Below are 18,753 nucleotides of genomic sequence, written 5' to 3'. Positions count from 1 at the left end.
ATCATAGCCTGGACCGGTGCCTGCAAGCTGAAAAAATGACTTTACAAAACCCGACAGAATCGTTTATTTCTGAAATTCTTGAAAATTATGCTAATGAAGAAGGAAATGAACTGAACAAAACTCTTTTAAAATTATTTCAAACATTTGACAATGACAAAAACAAGTTTGATGTTCTCATAAAAGTAGCAGCATTGAACAAAATTTATTCCACGGCAATCACGAACATAAATCCTGTGGTTGAACAAATTATTAAGACTTTTAATTCCAGCCTAAAACCAAAAAAAATAACTGAATATGTGGATTTTGTGGATAAAATATCCAAGGTAAGTTGGACAAACGACAAAGGAAAAAGCTTTGAGCGAAACAATTTATCTTTTTCCTCAAAATACGTACACTTTTTAAGTGGCTTTAAAACACCTATTTATGACAGTTATATTTGGATTGTATTAAAAGGATATTTAGGTCAAAAAAATAATGAGAAGATTTCTTTTAAAAACCCGACCGATTATAAAGAATTTTACTCAACATTTGAAAAATTTAAAAAGGATTTGGACTTGGAAATCTACTCTAATTACGAAATTGACAAATTTTTGTGGCAATACGGAAAACTATTAATACAAAATATTGAAAAGGAAAAGTCAATTGATTTGAACCAAGCCAAATCTGAACTGAAAAAAAGAATAAAAGCCAGCAGTTAATAACGGGTATAGTTCATTGCAGCTCAATTCCTAATCGAAAATCATTGCAATTTGCTATCTTTCGGTTACGGCGGAAAATTCTCGCGAATTTTCCTCAACTCGCTGTACAGAAACACGTTGCGCCCCATTAATGAAAACGACCTGCAAGCAATTAATCTATAGTAAAATAATATGAGTACAGAATTAAAATTAAACGAAACAATTAATACATATAATAATGCAGCTGAACAATATCAAAACAAATTCATGCAAATGGATTTGTACAATGATACGTTTGACAAATTTTGCTGTTTAATTCAAAAAGAAAATGCCGAGATATTTGAAATTGCAACTGGGCCTGGAAATGTGACGAAATATTTAAATTTGAAAAGACCTGATTTCAAAATATTCGGAATTGACTTGGCTCCAAATATGATTGAATTAGCTAAGAAAAACAATCCTGATTCAGAATTCAATGTGATGAATTGCAAAGATATTGACAAGCTTGATAGAAAATTTGACGCCATTATGTGTGGATTCTGTATGCCATATTTATCAAAAGAAGAATGCGCCAAACTGATAGCTGATTCTTCTGAACTTTTATCGAGAAATGGATTGTTATATTTCAGCACAATGGAGGATGATTATAACAAGTCTGGATTTGAAACAACGAGCTTTTCTGGACAAGATAGAGTTTATATTTATTATCATCAGGAAGAATATTTATCAGATTGCTTAACTCAAAACGGATTTGAAATCGCTGAATTAGAAAGAAAAGATTATCCTGAACCTGATGGAACTTTTTTAACTGATTTGATTATAATAGCAAAGAAAAAATAAAACAACCACCGCACAACAAAGAACTGAGGTAAAAACATAAGTGGCTCAGTGGAACTTGACAGTTAAGAGCTTCGTAATTACTTACGTTTCTTATATGCGACGTTACCATCCATAACCCTATTGCTTCAGATCTTTAGATTTTTACGCCGACTTTAAGCTTGAAAGATCCCTTTAGTACTCTCTCCTTTCCCACTCTTCGCCAAATCAACTCTTTAGCAGATTGAGTAGCGGAAAACAGTTGCAACGCAATTTGTGGACCCGATAATCCACTAGCGAAAAAATCGAGCCAAGACAAAATATTAAAAGTTTGTAGCCAACATATCTCCAATGTTTATGCATCTGCGGACTTTGAAGTTGCCGGCGAATCTGTCAACTCATGTGAAGATCACGCGGCGCCCAAAAAGACGTCCTGAATGTCAGTGCGAGCGTTACAAATGGTAACAAGGCCTATGATTCATTGTTGCAGAATTTTCTGCCGAAAATTCCTATCTTGCCAGCAAAGGCTTGGTGATGAGCGAAACTCCAAGCGGATTTTCTTCGCAATGAAATCATAACCTGGACCGTTACCACTCATTAGCAAAAACCAATGATAATAGAAATACAATCAGAATTAAGACAGCATTTAGAAAATAATGAAACATTACTTTGGACAGGACAACCGAAAAAAGGAATTGTATTTAGAACTGCGGATATTTTCCTAATACCATTCAGTCTATTGTGGTGTGGATTTGTCATATTTTGGATGTTTATGGCTTCACAAGGTTCTGGAATTTTTGCTTTATTCGGAATTCCTTTTGTAATCATAGGGCTGATATTTGTATTCGGGAGATTTATAATTGACGCGAAACAAAGAGAAAACACCTATTATGGATTGACAGAAGACAGAATAATCATAAAAAGCGGAGTGTTTTCTAAAAGTGTGAAGTCAATAAACATTAGAACTTTATCTGAGATCGAGTACAGCGAGAAAAATGACAGAAGTGGAACAATTTCTATCGGACCAAAAAATCCAATGATGATTTGGGGAAATGGAATGAATTGGTGGCCAGGAATGAAGGCCAATCCGCAACTTGATTTTATACCAAATGTCAGAAAAGTATATAATCAAATAATTGAAATACAGAAAGGAAAATAACGTGTGCCAACACAGTATAAAATATATGGCTAGTTCTCGCCTACTTACGAATACCGATAGCTATCGGGACCCGGATTTTCTATTCAGCTTTTTTTGCTAAATTAGGTTGTTAAACACTCCACTAATCATAAATAAATACGTTGCCAGTAATTTTCACGACAATCATTATGCGGAATCAAATATTTATAATTCTTATTTTTAGCACTATCATACTTTCTTGCGATAATTCAGAAAAAGAAAATGAAATGAGTACTTTTCTTAATGAAAATTTCGAGTTTAATAATAGAATTCTCAACAATTATAAAGCAGAATATTATCAATTAATTGATGAACAGCCATCGAGAAAAGTGAATAGGTTAAATAAACTTGACAGTATATATGACACACTTATATTGGAGATTGATGAGACGATTTTAAATGGATCAAGCGGTATCGATGAGATAATATCGAGAACAGCCAAGCTTTATAAAGAATTGCCATTTTTAGTTGATAATAGACAAGATTATCTAATAACCAATAAACTTAGAACAAGTGATATTTCGACTGATTTGAAATTGAGGTTTTTGAAAAATCGACTTGTAATCTCGATGGCTTATGCTTTTGAATACGCAACTAGAAAAACAGCTTGGGCTGATGGTTTCAATAAAGTTGAGGTCGAGGGCATTCTTAGTCAGAAAACTCAAGATGGAATTAAATTGACTTTAACTTCAGAGTTTGGTCAATCAATCGATGATAACAGGCACGTAGTCATTAATTCGATTGAATTTAACGGACAGCTAAAAAATGTTGAATATAAACTTAAGAGTAATTATTCCTTTGCGGATATCGAATTTCCAAATCTGCAAAATGGTACTTATGTCGTTAAGGGTGCATTGAGATTTTATGATAGAGATGGCCAAATCGATATTCCTTTCAGAAAAACATTCGAAGTGGAATAAAACTACTGGCAACTCTAGCTATACGCAATTGCTCGGTCAACGCTTATCAGAAAATTTCTGAGAAATTTTCTGATGTTTGGGTATGTTTGGGAAGGCAAGGAGAATAAACGCAACTGACGTATAGCCTTTACCGTTACAAGCAAGCCAAGAAAAACATTCGTACTAAATGACTGAATTTACTGAATTATACCAAAAGTTGTCAAATATCGAACTTTTGAAAATTATTGCAGAATCGGAAAAATATAACCCGATTGCAGTAGAGACAGCAAAAACTGAAATTGAAAGCCGACAGCTTTCCGAACAAGAATTGAATCAAGCTAAATCAGAAATAACTGAAAAGGAGAATGCTAAAAAAATTGATATTGAGAAAAGAAAACAGTGTGAGGAAAGAATAAAAAAAAGTGCTTCTACTCTACTTGATACCATAAATCCAATTCAAAACGGAATTCAAACACCCGAAAAAGTTATCAGACTGACAACTCTGATTTTTGGTTGTTTGGCAATTTATAGATTATACCAACAGTTGGGAATGTTCGAAATAATATTTCACGAAGGAATTTCAGATTGGGATTTAAGTATAGTAGAATACTTTTTTCCAACAATCATATTACCAATAACAGTAATTCTATATTGGAAAAGAAACAAAATTGGTTGGATTTTGCTATCAATATTTCTGACCTATTCTGCACTTAGTGCAATAGTTCTTTTCTTTGCGAATTTGGGGAGAGAGCCTTCTGGAATTTCTGAAATTGAAAATCTTTCCCCACCAGTTTCCCCTTTGGTTTATATAGCAACTTTATTGTTTTTTGGAGGATATTTATTTCTAAACTGTAAAAATGGAATCCGAGATAAATTTAAGATTACCAAAAAGGCAATGATTGCAACAATCGGATTAACCTTAATCGTAAATCTGATTTTTATTTGTTCAATACTTGGATAATGAATTTGATTTTAAACATTTTTAAATGGATTTTGATAATATTGTTTTCCCATTATCATTGATATTTGCTGCATATTATCGCCAGAAAAAAATCAAAAAGGAATACTATAAAAATGAATAAAGGCCAGCATGTATCAATGTATAACCGCAATTACGGCCGATTCGACTACAACCAAGCTCTCTGGGAATTGATAACGTCAGTGCCAAACCGAAAATCAACGCATATCAACCCGTAACTGACGATTATAAGAGAGCGTGTAACCAATTTAATAAACCCAATGAAATTGAATAGAAATCGGAAATTATTTTTAATTCTAATAGCGGTAATTTTATGTTTCTATGGTTTAAAGAATTACGCGGAAAAAGTAAAAGATGAACATAGTATTACTACCAGTATTTCTTCCAAACTTTTTGACTTTAATACTTTTGAATTAAAAGTGGACTCAAACCTGAACCTTTCTGATTTTAAAGTTGTGAATCAAAATAGCGGAAAGACAATTTTTGCAAGCGGAAAAAATCTAAAAGGAATAGATAATAATTACGGACATCGTCTATTTGAATTGTATTATAAAGACAAAAAGATTTATGAATTTGGACACTTTTCAACAAATAATTGGTACACATTTGACTATACTCTGAACTTAAATAAAATAAATAACCGAATCGAACCTGATTTGAAAATAATAAGTGGGCAAAACGATTCTTATAATGATTTTTTCTACAAAAGGTTTGAATATAATGACAGTGGAAAACTCGACAGAATTAGTTACTTAACTTTAGGGAAAGAAGTATATGACGTAAAGGAAATTAACGAATAAAAAACTAGTTCCAACACCGTGTATAGTTCATTGCTAGTAACCACTACTCACGAATCCCGATGGCTATCGGGACGCGGATTTTCAATCTGGTTTTTATATTTGCTACATTAAGTGCTTAAACACGCCACTCATCTTATACAACCTGTTGTGTGTATTTTGAAAACAAAATTATGTTGAAAAAACCTCTATTAATTTTTATGGTAATATTCTTCTGCTATTCTTGTGGAAGTAATAATACTAATCATCACAATCAGAAAAAAAATACTGAAATAGAATTTACTAATCAAGAATTTGATTTGAATCGATTAAAAGGAAGATGGCTTACTCATTCAAGATTTGACAAAACTAAATTTGTAATTTTCCTGGAAAATTTTTACGTACGCTATAGCGATAATAGATATGTCCCGTACAAATTGAAGAAAGACAGTATATTTATTTATTTTAACAACAAAGTGGCACAAGGTCGACTAATAAATTTAACTGAAAGCGAAGTTGAAATACTATGGGGAACGAAAGAACCAAAAGAAAGGACTGTATATTATCGTCCATAAAAACTACACTCAACAATATATAATCGCAATTACGGCCGATTCTACGATGTCCTAATCCAATCGGAATTTCTAACGTCTGTACTAAACCGAAATTCCATTAACTTTAATCCTTAACTGACGTTTATACAAAACCGTTATGCCCTATCTGAGATAAATGTCTGCGCTTATGATCAGACATTTGGGCTGATATCTTAAAATGCGACGGAGTACATGAAAGCGAAAAACCATTGAAAAAAAATAGAGTATTAAAAGGCATTTTTCGTTGATCGAAAGAGCTTAAATTTAACTTGTCGTTTATGAATAAAGTGGCATCAACAATATAAAATGAAAAAATATGTAATCTCGAAATTACATGGCTCTTCACACTCGAAACAATTGTTTCAATTGCTTAATCAGGCGGTGGTGTATGGCAGTAAACCAATTGAATATAAAAGAAGTTGCCCAGAAGGCTTGAGCTTTAATCCAGGATTTGTGAGAGAATCGCCCAGAGGAATTATTACTGTAACATATCACACTCAACTCACTGGAGAAGTAAGAGCCAAAAATTTTAAAGAAGATCATGGGGATGATTACGAATGGTATTAGAGGTAAACAGCTGAAAATGCAATTAAGGGTACTGTTGGTAACCTTATGGCTTTTGTTCTCTCATAGTGTTTTGGCTCAAACTGTAATATCAGTTACAAACGATAAGGGTCTACCTATAGAAGATGCTTACATCATTTATGAAGGAATTGTAATCGGTAAAACTGATGACACGGGACAATTCTTACATAAAAATTCTGAAGAAGTTACCGATTTGACAATTTTTTCTTCGGGATATATTTCCGAAAACATAACAATTGATAAGAAGAAAGAGTTATATGAGGTTAGACTTAGAAAAAAGTTGGAACAACTAAAAACTATCATAATTTCGAACTATTCAGTTGAAGATGTTTTAGATAGTCTAAGATTTTACTTCTATGAAGACTCTTATCTTGAAAACACTAATGATCATCATGCTGTGAACATAGTCAGCGATAATCAAGAGATTTTAAATATAGTTTACACCCAGTACGTTAGTGAAAATTTTGGTTTTGTTCAAGATACAATTATCAGTAAAATTCATAAACCATTAATTTTTCATTCACAGAACAATACGATATCAATGAATATATTATCTTCAAACGGAATTTTACATTCCAAAGGTAATTTGCTTTATTCAGGTTTCGGTAATTCAATGATATACAATGATGTAATCAAAAAACTATTGGATAAACCAAAGAAATTTGTTTTTAAGAAAAAGAATGGAAAACTCGAGTTTACCTCCAAAAAATTTAAGGTAAAAGGGTTTATTGAATACAATGAAAGTTTTCTCATTACTAACTGTACTATATATTATAATGATTTAAGAAAAACAAAACTTCACTTCACAAATGGTAAGAAGTCAAGATATTTAAGTAAAGTTTTATTTGATGTTTTAACGTACAAATATATAATCAAAGATGATCTCGCATTTCTAAATGAAATTAAACGAGAGCGTAAAACGTCAATTTCTTCAAAGGAAGAACAATTTGTCTTTAATGCTCAAATCTCAAGAAAATTGATTTGGAATGATGAGTAACTAAAGTAAAAAACTACTTGAATTGATACTCGACAGAGATGATTTATGGACGACGCAACCAAATCATATAAACATTGATAGATTTGTTCTGAATAATTTAAATAACAAAAATGAAGAACAAAGGTTTGGCAAAAAGAGAAAAGAATTAAAAAATAGAAAAGATTTTTCTCAAGCCGTATATAATTAATGGATAGCTTTAGCTTACTTACTAGTCCCGATAGCTATCGGGAACACGGATTTTCTATTCAGTTTGTATTTGCTAAATTATTTGCTGAAACACGGAACGAAATCATATACAAACCTGTTGCACGACATTGAAAAAAACGAATGAATAAAATAGTAGCGTTAATTTTAATATTGATAATTGCACCAATTCTTGGCGGGATTTATGGAATTGCTCACGACCAATTAACATATTCAATATCAGAAGAGTATTATACAAAGTTTAAATTCATACAATTTGGACTTGAACACTGGGGACTAGGACAAAACATTGGAACGGCAACAGCTCCTGAAATCATCTTAAACAACCCTAGATTCGGAACTGCAATTGTTGGAATTTTGGGGACTTGGTGGGTCGGTTTGATCATTGGAATTTTCCTCGGGTTAATCGGATTAATTCATCGAAATGGAAAAGAAATGTTCAAAGCCACATTAAAATCAATAATCTTGACAACAGGAATAGCATTCTTGACTGGTTTAATCGGACTTCTGTATGGAAAAATATTCCTAGTGGAAGATCCTCCAAATTGGTTTTTACCCGACAACCTGATTGAACGAGGGAACTTTATACTGGTTGGTTCTATGCACAATTTCAGCTATCTAGGTGGCTTCATTGGATTGATATTTGGAATAATATTCAGTGTAAGACAAAAAAGAAAATATAAAAACGCTAAACGACAGGCGTAACGTATGCCCTGCGGGAAACCCCCTATAACCAAACCATTATATCATCAATTAAGCGATTGCCAAAACTCCTGAAAAGCCTTTAGACTATTATACCGATTGTAATCCCGATAGATATAACAAAGATCTCTCCCCTATTATACTTTTACCAAATAAGTTCTTAAGCAAATACAAATACGGAAAACAAGTCGCGGTGCCATTTAAACAGGCAAATAGCATGCAGGAATAGTTAATGAAGACAGTCGACAACCTCCTGCTAGCATAATAAATATAGCTTTTGACGGATGAAGTCGCAGAAGGTAAATTTATGTACAGCAAATTTAAACGCACTATCAGCTATATGGTTTTGGCAAGAGCGCTTGGAGCGATTTTAGCTCAAATGATCCTACTTCCATTTGCTCACATTATAGCAATGGCTGTCTAAATCATATCAAGCCAAAAGCACAAAAATACCTACATTAAATGCGGGTTTTGGCACTGAACCGAAAGTTCATTAATTTTAGTTCCAAAACCTACCATAACCTAGACGCTATAAACAAACTCGAAAACGAAAATCATGATACATTTAATCTGGTCGATAATAAACGGTTTAATGGTAATTTACTTTTTGTACCTAATTATAGGATTTATTGCAAAAGGTAAGAAAATATTCAAACCCCAGTTTAAGATTGTTTCTATCGTTATACTGGTAATCGGGACTGGTCAAATCATCACAGCATCTAATTTTGAGGAAACTTCAAACCAAATTTCAATAACTAAAGATTACAACAGAAATAACTACTCTGAAATAAAACAAGTGAAATTGGAAGACAATTGGACTTTTGATATAAACATGCTTGTTAAATATTCTATTGAGGAAAATGAATATATTCCAATTGAAAGTGACAGTTTTTTAACTGGACTTGTGAGCGGTTATGTTTGGGAATTCAAATCAATTGATACAAAAAATATGAATCCCAACGGAAAAGCAGAATTTTCAGCTACAGGGATTTTGAAATGGAATCTTTTTGGAATTACAGTATACAGTGAATCTAAAACTTTCAATGGAACTATTCAATAAAAACCAGTTTAAAATTAAGCTGATACGTAATAACGCTGTCATTGCCTTTTTTGGATCCTCAATAGCTATCGGTCGGCGGATTGTGTCCAGGGTTGTTTATTTACCAAATTAGGTGCTTAAACACACAACTATTCATGACCAAGTCCATGGGTTAGGCATAAAAACTCGATAATATCATTAGTTTACAGGAACGTCGTAAGAATAATTTAGAAATGCAGAGAGAAACCTTTCTTTACAAAATTCTTATCTAATCTTGAAAGGTTTGTTAGATTACAGGAAGAATATGAAGAGAAAAATAACAAAGAAATAAAATCAGCAAAAAAGAAAGTGTTTAAATACCATGGAGTTTTAATTCTTGGAATTTTAATGGGCTTCTTTTTAGGAAACTTGATCCGTAGTTCAACTGGAATTAGTTTTTTTGGAGCTATTGGAATTATTGTTGGCACTATTACAACTGAAAAAATAATGAACAATTATCTTATCAAAAGTAACAAGTCACCTCAATCTAATTTGATTGATTACTAACTCTACCCTACTTACAATTACCATCAGCCACTCTGACGTAAAGATTACTGTTGAGGAGCTGGTTGGTTCGCTTTCGCGAAAGCTTAAACACCTTATGTACTATGGAAAACGAATGAAAAAAGCCATAGCGATATTATTTCTATTGACCATTGGAATTACCTCCTGCAAAACACATGAAAAAGAAGCAGATAAATTGGGAATTGCTAAAAAATACTATAGGGCAATTAACAACTCAAATCCTTCAAAAACAAAGGAGTTAATTACTAAGAGATTTACAACCGTTGATGACGGATTTGAACAGAAATATAACGGCAGTGAATATGCTGAATGGGTAAAATGGGACGCTGTGTTTCAACCCACTTACGACATACTCAAAATTGAAAAAGAAGATGGAGTTGTAAAAGCCAAAATTTCAAAAATCGATAAACGTATTTCCTTTCTTCATCGCGGACCTATAATTACCGACGAAGTCTTAGAATTTGAGGGAAACAAAATAAATAATATCAAAAGGACTTCCACTTTGTTTGACGTCGAGGAATTTGTCAAGAATAGGGATGAACTGGTCCGTTGGATTGCTGATCACCAACCGGAATTGAATGGATTTCTGAACGAACAAACCAAAAGCAGCGGACTAAATTATTTAAAAGCGATCGAACTTTATAAAAACAAAAAACAAGGTACAACTACAACCTTTAAACGTAATAGCAGCTGAAATACCTCTTCTGAAATTCAACTCATTTTGCTAAATTGCTTGGATCGACCAACAGTACTCTGGTAATTTTATCTCACAGAAGCTTAAAAGTTACCGTTATCAAAGACACTCATGAATAGACTAACTAAATTTGATCAATTTTATTTAAAAGTCAAACACAATAGATGGTATTGGTATTTCTCTATTTTTTGTCGTGTAATTCTAGCTTATGCTTTTGTTGTTGCGGGAATAGTGAAGATTATGGACGAAAAATTCGCAAGCGGTCTTTCCGAAATTCATCCAATGGGAGCCTATTTGACTGCTTTGCACCATACAGGTTACTACTATCCATTTATCGGGATTGCCCAAATTCTTGCCGCAATTCTACTATTAATACCCAGAACAGTAACCTTAGGTGCGCTTCTTTATTTTCCAATAATTGTCAATATATGTATTCTGTCTTTAGCAGTGAGATTTGAAGGCTCGTTGGTCACCTCACCACTAATGGTGTTAGCAAATTTATACATACTTGTATGGAACTACGATAGATTAAAGTACATAATGCCATTTAAGAAGATAGCTGATTATGGTATTGTAAAAAAACCTGAAAAATATAATAATAAGTTTCCTTTCCTATTTTTTATTGGGGTGGGACTAACTTTTGGAGTTACAGTTCTAATATCCCAGAAGGGATTTGATATTATGCCGCGAAATTCAATGTCTGACTGCAAGAAACAGTATCATCAGACAAAATATGAAACAATTGGAAATGAATTTTGTGAATGTGTTCATGCCAAAGGGAATCTGTTAGACCATTGTCTAGACGAGTTTAAGGAGAAAAAGGAAAGAATAGACAATAACTGAAAACCAAAACAGACTATGCAATGTAGTGGCTATAAGTAGTTACTAGCCCTCACCTATTTCTGAATCCCAATAGCTATCGGGAGGCTGATCTTCTATTCGGATATTTGCTCTTTGTGTGGCCGAAAATGCAGCTATATCCTAACCGAAACCGTTGTCAGTCAAATTTTTGGAACTTCAATCAATTAAAATCTTATCTTTAGAAAAAGCAACCTCTGATGATCAAATTCTTTAGAAAGTTTCGACAAAATCTACTCTCAGAAGGCAAAACTGGAAAATACTTGAAATATGCTATTGGAGAAATAGTGTTGGTCGTAGTTGGAATTCTGATTGCTTTACAGATAAACAATTGGAATCAAAACAATCAACTCAAAAAGGAGGAACTTAAAACATTGAAAAGTTTACACGAGTCGATTAGAATAAACATTGCAGAGTTCGACCAAATTTTTGGTGCTCAAATCACAAGAAACAATAGCTTGAATGAATTTCTCTTTGGAACGATTTCAAATCAGAATCTTGTGCATCTTGATTCCTTGATCAAAAAGAATGTAAAGAACTATACCTTCGATCCATCCATGGGAATTTACAATTCGATGATCAATTCAGGAAAAATAGAATTAATATCAAACGACTCTATAAAAATCCGAATATCAAAACTTTATGACACCGTTAAAGATTATCAAGAAATTGAAGATGAAGTAACAGAATATACCAAAGAGCATTTAGAAAAATATTTCATTGAAAATTACAGCATTCATCCGGAGGTGTTGGCCCAACTTAGAGAGCGAACAAATGAAGAAGAAAAGAAGGACAAAGCTTCTTACAATAAGAATTTCAATTCGCAAGAAGTAAAGAACATGTACATATTGCTTCTCAGCAAAATGAGTGAGGTCATCACCAGAGGTAAAGACTTAGAATCAGAATATTATAGCTTGATCATCGATTTGGAGAATGAAATCAAAACCAAAAAATAAAGTAGGTACTACAGATAGGCAATAATCGAGTGATTGAATTACAAAAGGACTGAGATAAAATGAAATCTTCCAGTCGATAACGCTTTCGCGAAAGCGGACAAACCTCAACCTGAGTGAATAATTTCAAAACAGCAGATCTAGCCTCGTATACGCTGAAATCCTTTACTTGCTTTCAAGTTGATTGATTTGAGAACGCGAGTTGATACAAAAGAACACCCCCTATCGGCTCTGCAAATTATATCATTGATCCTTAAAAATCATGAGTTTTGGCTATAAAACTGGAGGTATCACTAATAAAAATGGGATCCCTTGGGAACTTTACATAATGAATTTACTGAAGCTGGAGGTCCAGCATACTCGAATCAGGATCCTTCAAAGAAAATCTCAAATACCAAATACATTTTATAGGTATCACCAAATATTTTAACTAGAATAGAAAGGGTGAACCTTTAGTCTTCATGGGTGATGCAGGGTTTTTCTTGAACACCCAAACCAATTCAAAATAGTTAAAATCCTCAAAGCAAGCTGTTTCCTGATTAAAAAAAGTATCTTTACAGGAAAGATAAAGTTTTGAGGACTGCTCAAAAATTTGAAATAAGCAAGAAACCCTTGAGCTAAAAAACACCTGCGAAAGTAGGCGCACTGATGCTTAGACAACTGATTGTTTATTTCTTGCCCTCCCTAGGGTCAATTTTGATGCCTTACTCTTATTGCGTCTAATCAAAAATACTGATCAATTAAAGTATCATCATTTCCAAAATTATTTTCCCATGAAAAATTTACTACCATCTTCAACAGCCAGACCACCGTTATCCGACATGCTTTCTTTTTGCCCAGCGACTTCAACATATAGGCAGTAGGCATTGACATATTAACTATAACTGGCCGATACAACGACCTATACAACAGTCGTAGTCACTTGATCAAAATAGCATCAGAAGCGCCGAACCAATTTAGCTAAGAGGAAAATACCCGTGTTTAGAGCGGCGCCAAGCCCACTTTCATCTTAGTCAATTGCCAGGCTACTACTCTACTCTATGGCTATTGATAGCCATGTCATTACTTGAGTGTTCTCGTGGATGTCTTGATCAATTGACATTCGGATCGGTCCTATCAAAGGATCTGTATGTCAATGATTATTTATTACCATCGCAAAAGGTGGTAAGTGATGATTAGGTACGAACCGTACAGATTTCCTGATAAGCTGATCTTGGCCCATGCACCTATTAACCAAAATAACTCTTGATTAAAAAATCCCCTTAAACTATTTCATTATGAACCACTTCTTCAAACCCTTACTTTTACTTTGTTTACTACTATGTAGCTACCTTACACTGGCAGCTGATACCATGCCCATATCGGTGATATCGCCACAAGGAGCTTTTGAAAACCGAAACTTTGCCAACGGCGCCGAGATTTTTACCAACAGAAACTATGTATTACAAAACATTCCGTCAGAGTTCGCTGGATTCGAATTTCTTGCCAGTGATGGTAAAGTGGCAGATCAAGGTTTTATCATACCCTCTGCTTCAGGTACCATTTATCTGATTGGTCCTTCAAGTGGTGTAACTGGTTGGTCACTGGTGCCTAATACGGCATTCAATTATTCTGATGGAGCTTCTACCTCTTTAGCAATTTATCAGAAAACGGTTACCGCAAACGAATCGGTGGAAATACCTTTAAATACCAGTTTCCCTGGTGTAGGTCCCATTGCGCAAAGCATAGTTTTTGAACAACTAGATCTTTTTCTCTGTATTGGACAGTCTAATATGGCAGGAAGGGATGATATGAATGCTGCGTTGGGTGATTTCATTCCTGTTGATAATGCTTATTTGTTGGCTAATGATGGCTTTATTGATGCAGTCAATCCGTTCAACGGCTATACTAACATCGGTTCCACTTCATTTAACGGTCAGGGAGTAAGCCCTTCATTTTCATTTTCCAAAGAGGTTGCTTCTTCGATCAATAACAAAATCGGATTGGTAGTCAACGCACGAGGCGGTTCAAGTATAAATTCCTGGAATGATAAAACAGATGACCTATATGCCCAAACCATTGTAAGAGCTCTTGAAGCACAAAAATGGGGAACATACAAAGCCATTTTGTGGCATCAGGGCGAATCTAACTCTGGCACGCTGGGCGTAGAACAATACCCTGAGCGGTTGCAGAGTTTAGTAGCCAATTTGCGGGAGGACTTAGGAGATCCTAATTTGCTCTTTGTAGCAGGGCAGATCGGTCAATTTAAGTCATCACATGCCAACTTCAATGCGATGATAACGACCGTTCCAACCTTTATCGACAATACGGCATGTGTATTGTCAGATGGCCTGACAGACAACGGCGATGGTCTTCATTTTAGCCGCGAAAGTTACTTGACCTTAGGGCAGCGTTATGCTGATATAGTCCTGGATCGGGTGTACAATCAGACATCAACCACTGCTCCGCTGGTCAATTTTGTCACTCCCATAGATGGAACCGCTTTTACCGCAGGACATGATCTAGTTGTTACCGTAGATGCGACCGATAGCAACGGTTCGATTGACAATGTTCAATTATTTATCAATAATTTACTTGTACGTCAGGAAAATTACGCAACCTATGACTGGGGACAAAATGTACAGGATCCTTTACTGGCTGATCTTGCGGCCGGAACCTATACGCTAAAAGCGGTGGCAACAGATAATGATGGTGAAACCTCTGAGGCCTCAATTGACATAACTGTTGATAACGGGAATCCCACAGGTGCATTCTTCCTACAAAATCTAGCCTCAGGAGAAATGCTGAAGTCTGATGACAATGGAGCTATTGGATTATATGCCCCTTCTACTTCAGAAGATCATCAATGGAATTTTATTCCAACTTCTGATGGTTATGTCATGTTGGATAATGCCAACCCACAACGTGGTCCCATCAAGACCGCCACCACCACGGGTAATCCATTGGTGTGGCTGGCTGAACGTTTTCTTGGCAATGCCTATCTCAATCGGGAATGGCTGCCTATATGGGTTAGTGGTAACATATATAAATTGGAGTGCAGAGATGCTGGTCGCGGTTACATTGCTGCTATTGGTGGAAACGCTATTAATTCAGCTGATGGAAATGATGCAACCGCACATTGGGAGCTTATTCCATCTGGTGATTCAAGTTTTAAAGCGGCTTCCAATGTTATTGACATCAACAAAGGAGATTTGGTGAACCAACTGGTGATGTACCCCAATCCAACATCCGATACGCTCTACATTGAGCTAAAAGGTATAAGCAATGCTGAGATCTCTATCCTGGATATAGGTGGTCAATTGATATGGCAAGAAAAGTATACTGGTGGTACTATGTCTATAAACACCAGGGAAACGCTGAAAACAGGAATTTACATTGTCAAAAGTATGTCAGAAAAAGGCGTAGTACTGACCCAAAAGCTGGTGATTTTCTAGGAGATTCTCTTGATCAATATTCAGAACAGGTATTGCAATTGAGAGGAATGCCCATGATCAAAATCTGAATCCATTTATAAATAAAATCAATAAAAGATTTAATTATTAATAATAAAAAACTATATTATTAAAGAACAGATACCCCTAACCGCTTAAAAAACCAGAAGTGGACAAGTTAAAAATATGCGGTATGACTTACTTATCTAACAAGAAAGTCAAGGCTGATGACAAAACTTGAGTATTTCTGGCCAACGTGACGGTAAATTTTGAAACATACCCCCTAAGTGAAATGAATAAAAAAAATTCATTACAACTCTCAACCCCTACGTATGTAATTCTTAATTGATTCTTCAACTGCTTTTAAGTCGGTGATTACCCAACTTTATTTATTAACTAACTAAATTCTCATCATTTACAAAATTATTTTCCCATGAAAAATGTAACAAAATTTTTAGTAGCATTCATGCTGCTATTGGGCTTCACCTCCCTTGCACAGCCCAACATACGTGTCCGGGGCGTCGGTATTGATATCTGGAACGTTAATGGTAGAGGTACCGACCGACAGATGATCCATCGAAAAGGTATAAAGAAAGATTGGGAAACGTGGCCTAGGTTTAGCGGTGATGGTAACGCACACGTGTGGGTAGGTCAGCGCCCAGCTTTGATCACGGATAAAGACTATGCAACTACTCCTGTATATGGCAGTATTGATGACGATCACAATTCTGCAGATATGGAGTCTTTTAGTGTAGATCAATCTACTACGATTTATATTGCTGTTCCCTTAAGCAATATGAACGCACCGGGTTGGACCAGAACATCTACCAATTTTTTTACTTCAATTACTACTTATCATGTTTATTCATATGATTACGATGCTAGTGAAGGTTGGGTAGATTTCCCTTATTTTGACAGGGATAGTCCTACCATCATTTTTGGTGAAAAGCAGCATGTATTTTTTGATAATCCGTTACCCCTTTCTGATTTAGCCGAAGGTGTTTTAATACGTGAAACCGGGGCTTATTACAACAGGGATGGATTTATTGTCGATCCTCATCTCACCATATTGCCAAATGGTGACTATATAGCAGGGCAGAATAACCGTAGGTTTAAATCTACTGATAAAGGACTAACCTGGACGGAAATAGTCAGGAGTTATGACGTAAGACACTCCTCTACATTTGAACATAATGGTGATCTCTATATTATTGGAGATGCTGATAATTTAGGAGCCATCATCAAATCAACCGATGGAGGTGACACCTGGTCTTCTCGCGTATTCCTAAATTTCTACTTACGTAATTCCCCCTGTCGGGTTGAAAAGTCTCAGGGAAGAGTATGGCTCTCAGCACAACCACCCGCGTTGTTCTTCGTGTCTGCTGATTTATCAGACGACCTAATGGATCCTAACAGTTGGACCACAACGGCCAACCCTGATGGTGTCGAGTCGAGAGATGAACCGGACATGCTGTTAGATAGAGATGGCTGGCCTGTGATTATGCCAAAAGCTGGTCCGCCTATAAAGGCCGTAGGTCTTTCTGCTACGCAAAGGATGTTCGAATCAAGCGAGTTTAATTTGCCCATGAGCGGTTCGAAATACTCGTGTATTTATGATCCTGTATCTGATAAGTTTTGGGCACTAACCAGTAAAGCTGATTTTTACGATGGAGAAGGGCGCAGGCCAGGGATTACCCTTTATAGCTCAACAGATTTAAAATCATGGACACGAGAGAGAGAAGTGCTTCATGGAGTGGCTCCCGCCTTTCATGGTTTTAACTATCCTTCCATGCAAATTGAAGGAGATGACATCATTTTTGTTTCAAGGACTGCATGGGAAAATGAAAAAGGACAAGCAGTACGCTGGCACGATGCCAACATGCTTACCTTCCATCGCGTCAGGGATTTCAGAGCAACTACAACTTGCGCTATCGTACCTTATTCAAGTAGCAACAATATCGATTGGCAAACGAATGGTATTATTACAGTAGATGCCGGTGATGATGTAAGTTTTGGCCCTCAGTCAACTGTAGATGGTTCCTCAGGAGGAAACTGGAGTTGGACAGGTCCGAATGGATTTACCGCTAACACTAGAGAAATAACATTTACAAATGTGCAGCCAGCTGATATAGGCACCTATACGGTTACAGATATTTCTTCAGACAACTGTGAATCAAGTTATGATTTTTATATTAATATAACCGGAAATACTCTCCCTCCAAGAGTGAGTTTCACAGCCCCAGCAGAAGGAGCAACTTTTACCGAAGGTGCTAACATAGGAACGGTAGTAGTCTCTGCAATTGATCCTGATGGCAACATCGCCAATGTCAATCTATATTTGGATGGAAGTGCAACTTCTATTCGACAAGAGAATGGATTTCCTTACGAATGGAACGCTCCTGGTCAGAATGATCCTGCCTTACAAACGCTTTCAGCAGGAACCCACACCCTTCGTGCGGTAGCTGTGGATAACGAAGGAGCGACTGGTGAAGCAGAGATTACGATCACTATCATTGGCGAAAATGAGAATCCAACGGTGAGTTTTGCTACCCCAGTAGACGGGGCAACGTTCACAGAAGGAGACAATATAGGTACAGTCGATGTAACAGCCACAGACAGCGATGGCAGCATTTCCAATGTCAATCTATACTTGGATGGAAGTACAACCTCTATTCGACAAGAAAATGGAGCTCCCTATTTATGGAACGCACCTGGTCAGAATGATCCTGCCTTACAAACGCTTTCAGCAGGAACCCACACCCTTCGTGCGGTAGCTGTGGATAATGAAGGAGCGATTGGTGAAGCCACA

Annotated in this window: 17 protein-coding genes; all 17 read left to right on the top strand. The window is 35.6% G+C overall.

All coding sequences use genetic code 11. The features are described from left to right. Window positions 1-35: 35 nt before the first annotated feature. A complete protein-coding gene (locus tag EGM47_RS12825; protein WP_124981237.1) occupies window positions 36-698 on the top strand; it encodes a hypothetical protein in 663 nt (220 codons plus the stop codon). A gap of 171 nt (window positions 699-869) precedes the next feature. Continuing rightward, window positions 870-1,517, top strand: a complete 648-nt coding sequence (locus tag EGM47_RS12820; protein WP_124981236.1) for a class I SAM-dependent DNA methyltransferase — start codon at window positions 870-872, stop codon at window positions 1,515-1,517. Window positions 1,518-2,103: 586 nt separating this feature from the next. After that, window positions 2,104-2,652, top strand: coding sequence for a PH domain-containing protein (locus tag EGM47_RS12815; RefSeq protein ID WP_124981235.1), 549 nt, complete (start codon window positions 2,104-2,106; stop codon window positions 2,650-2,652). A gap of 245 nt (window positions 2,653-2,897) precedes the next feature. Beyond that, entirely contained in the window at window positions 2,898-3,590 is a 693-nt protein-coding gene (locus EGM47_RS12810; RefSeq protein WP_206052176.1) for a hypothetical protein, read from the top strand. A gap of 166 nt (window positions 3,591-3,756) precedes the next feature. After that, on the top strand, window positions 3,757-4,530 hold the full coding sequence (locus tag EGM47_RS12805; protein WP_124981233.1) for a hypothetical protein: 774 nt from the start codon (window positions 3,757-3,759) through the stop codon (window positions 4,528-4,530). A 278-nt stretch (window positions 4,531-4,808) separates the two neighbouring features. Further along, on the top strand, window positions 4,809-5,348 hold the full coding sequence (locus tag EGM47_RS12800) for a hypothetical protein (protein ID WP_124981232.1): 540 nt from the start codon (window positions 4,809-4,811) through the stop codon (window positions 5,346-5,348). 170 nt (window positions 5,349-5,518) lie between these two features. Further along, window positions 5,519-5,899, top strand: coding sequence for a hypothetical protein (locus tag EGM47_RS12795; RefSeq protein WP_164510892.1), 381 nt, complete (start codon window positions 5,519-5,521; stop codon window positions 5,897-5,899). A gap of 324 nt (window positions 5,900-6,223) precedes the next feature. After that, window positions 6,224-6,484 carry a hypothetical protein gene (locus EGM47_RS12790; RefSeq protein ID WP_124981230.1) on the top strand — a complete coding sequence of 87 codons (261 nt, stop codon included), beginning with the start codon at window positions 6,224-6,226 and terminating at the stop codon, window positions 6,482-6,484. Continuing rightward, a complete protein-coding gene (locus EGM47_RS12785) occupies window positions 6,459-7,499 on the top strand; it encodes a hypothetical protein (protein ID WP_164510891.1) in 1,041 nt (346 codons plus the stop codon). Before EGM47_RS12790 ends, EGM47_RS12785 begins: the two co-directional genes overlap by 26 nt. A gap of 327 nt (window positions 7,500-7,826) precedes the next feature. Next, window positions 7,827-8,408 carry a hypothetical protein gene (locus EGM47_RS12780; protein ID WP_124981228.1) on the top strand — a complete coding sequence of 194 codons (582 nt, stop codon included), beginning with the start codon at window positions 7,827-7,829 and terminating at the stop codon, window positions 8,406-8,408. A gap of 274 nt (window positions 8,409-8,682) precedes the next feature. Then, the gene (locus EGM47_RS16650) at window positions 8,683-8,829 is read left to right on the top strand and encodes a lipid II flippase family protein (RefSeq protein WP_124981227.1); all 147 of its coding nucleotides are present in this window, start codon (window positions 8,683-8,685) and stop codon (window positions 8,827-8,829) included. Between the two features lie 132 nt (window positions 8,830-8,961). Beyond that, window positions 8,962-9,465, top strand: coding sequence for a hypothetical protein (locus EGM47_RS12770; RefSeq protein ID WP_124981226.1), 504 nt, complete (start codon window positions 8,962-8,964; stop codon window positions 9,463-9,465). 514 nt (window positions 9,466-9,979) lie between these two features. Beyond that, window positions 9,980-10,702 carry a hypothetical protein gene (locus EGM47_RS12765; protein WP_124981225.1) on the top strand — a complete coding sequence of 241 codons (723 nt, stop codon included), beginning with the start codon at window positions 9,980-9,982 and terminating at the stop codon, window positions 10,700-10,702. A gap of 111 nt (window positions 10,703-10,813) precedes the next feature. Next, on the top strand, window positions 10,814-11,545 hold the full coding sequence (locus EGM47_RS12760) for a DoxX family protein (protein WP_124981224.1): 732 nt from the start codon (window positions 10,814-10,816) through the stop codon (window positions 11,543-11,545). Window positions 11,546-11,760: 215 nt separating this feature from the next. Further along, window positions 11,761-12,516, top strand: coding sequence for a DUF6090 family protein (locus EGM47_RS12755; protein WP_124981223.1), 756 nt, complete (start codon window positions 11,761-11,763; stop codon window positions 12,514-12,516). Between the two features lie 1,274 nt (window positions 12,517-13,790). Continuing rightward, window positions 13,791-15,947: a sialate O-acetylesterase gene (locus tag EGM47_RS12750; RefSeq protein ID WP_124981222.1), complete on the top strand. Its 2,157-nt coding sequence runs from the start codon at window positions 13,791-13,793 to the stop codon at window positions 15,945-15,947. Between the two features lie 430 nt (window positions 15,948-16,377). Beyond that, window positions 16,378-18,753, top strand: a 2,376-nt coding sequence (locus tag EGM47_RS12745) for an Ig-like domain-containing protein (protein WP_124981221.1), incomplete at its 3' end; no start/stop codon positions are given.

The organism is Nonlabens xiamenensis, from assembly GCF_003865345.1.
GTDB classification, from domain to species: Bacteria; Bacteroidota; Bacteroidia; order Flavobacteriales; family Flavobacteriaceae; genus Nonlabens; species Nonlabens xiamenensis.
The sequence above is the reverse complement of the archived record's forward strand: the minus strand, read 5'-3'. Positions and strand labels throughout refer to the sequence as shown.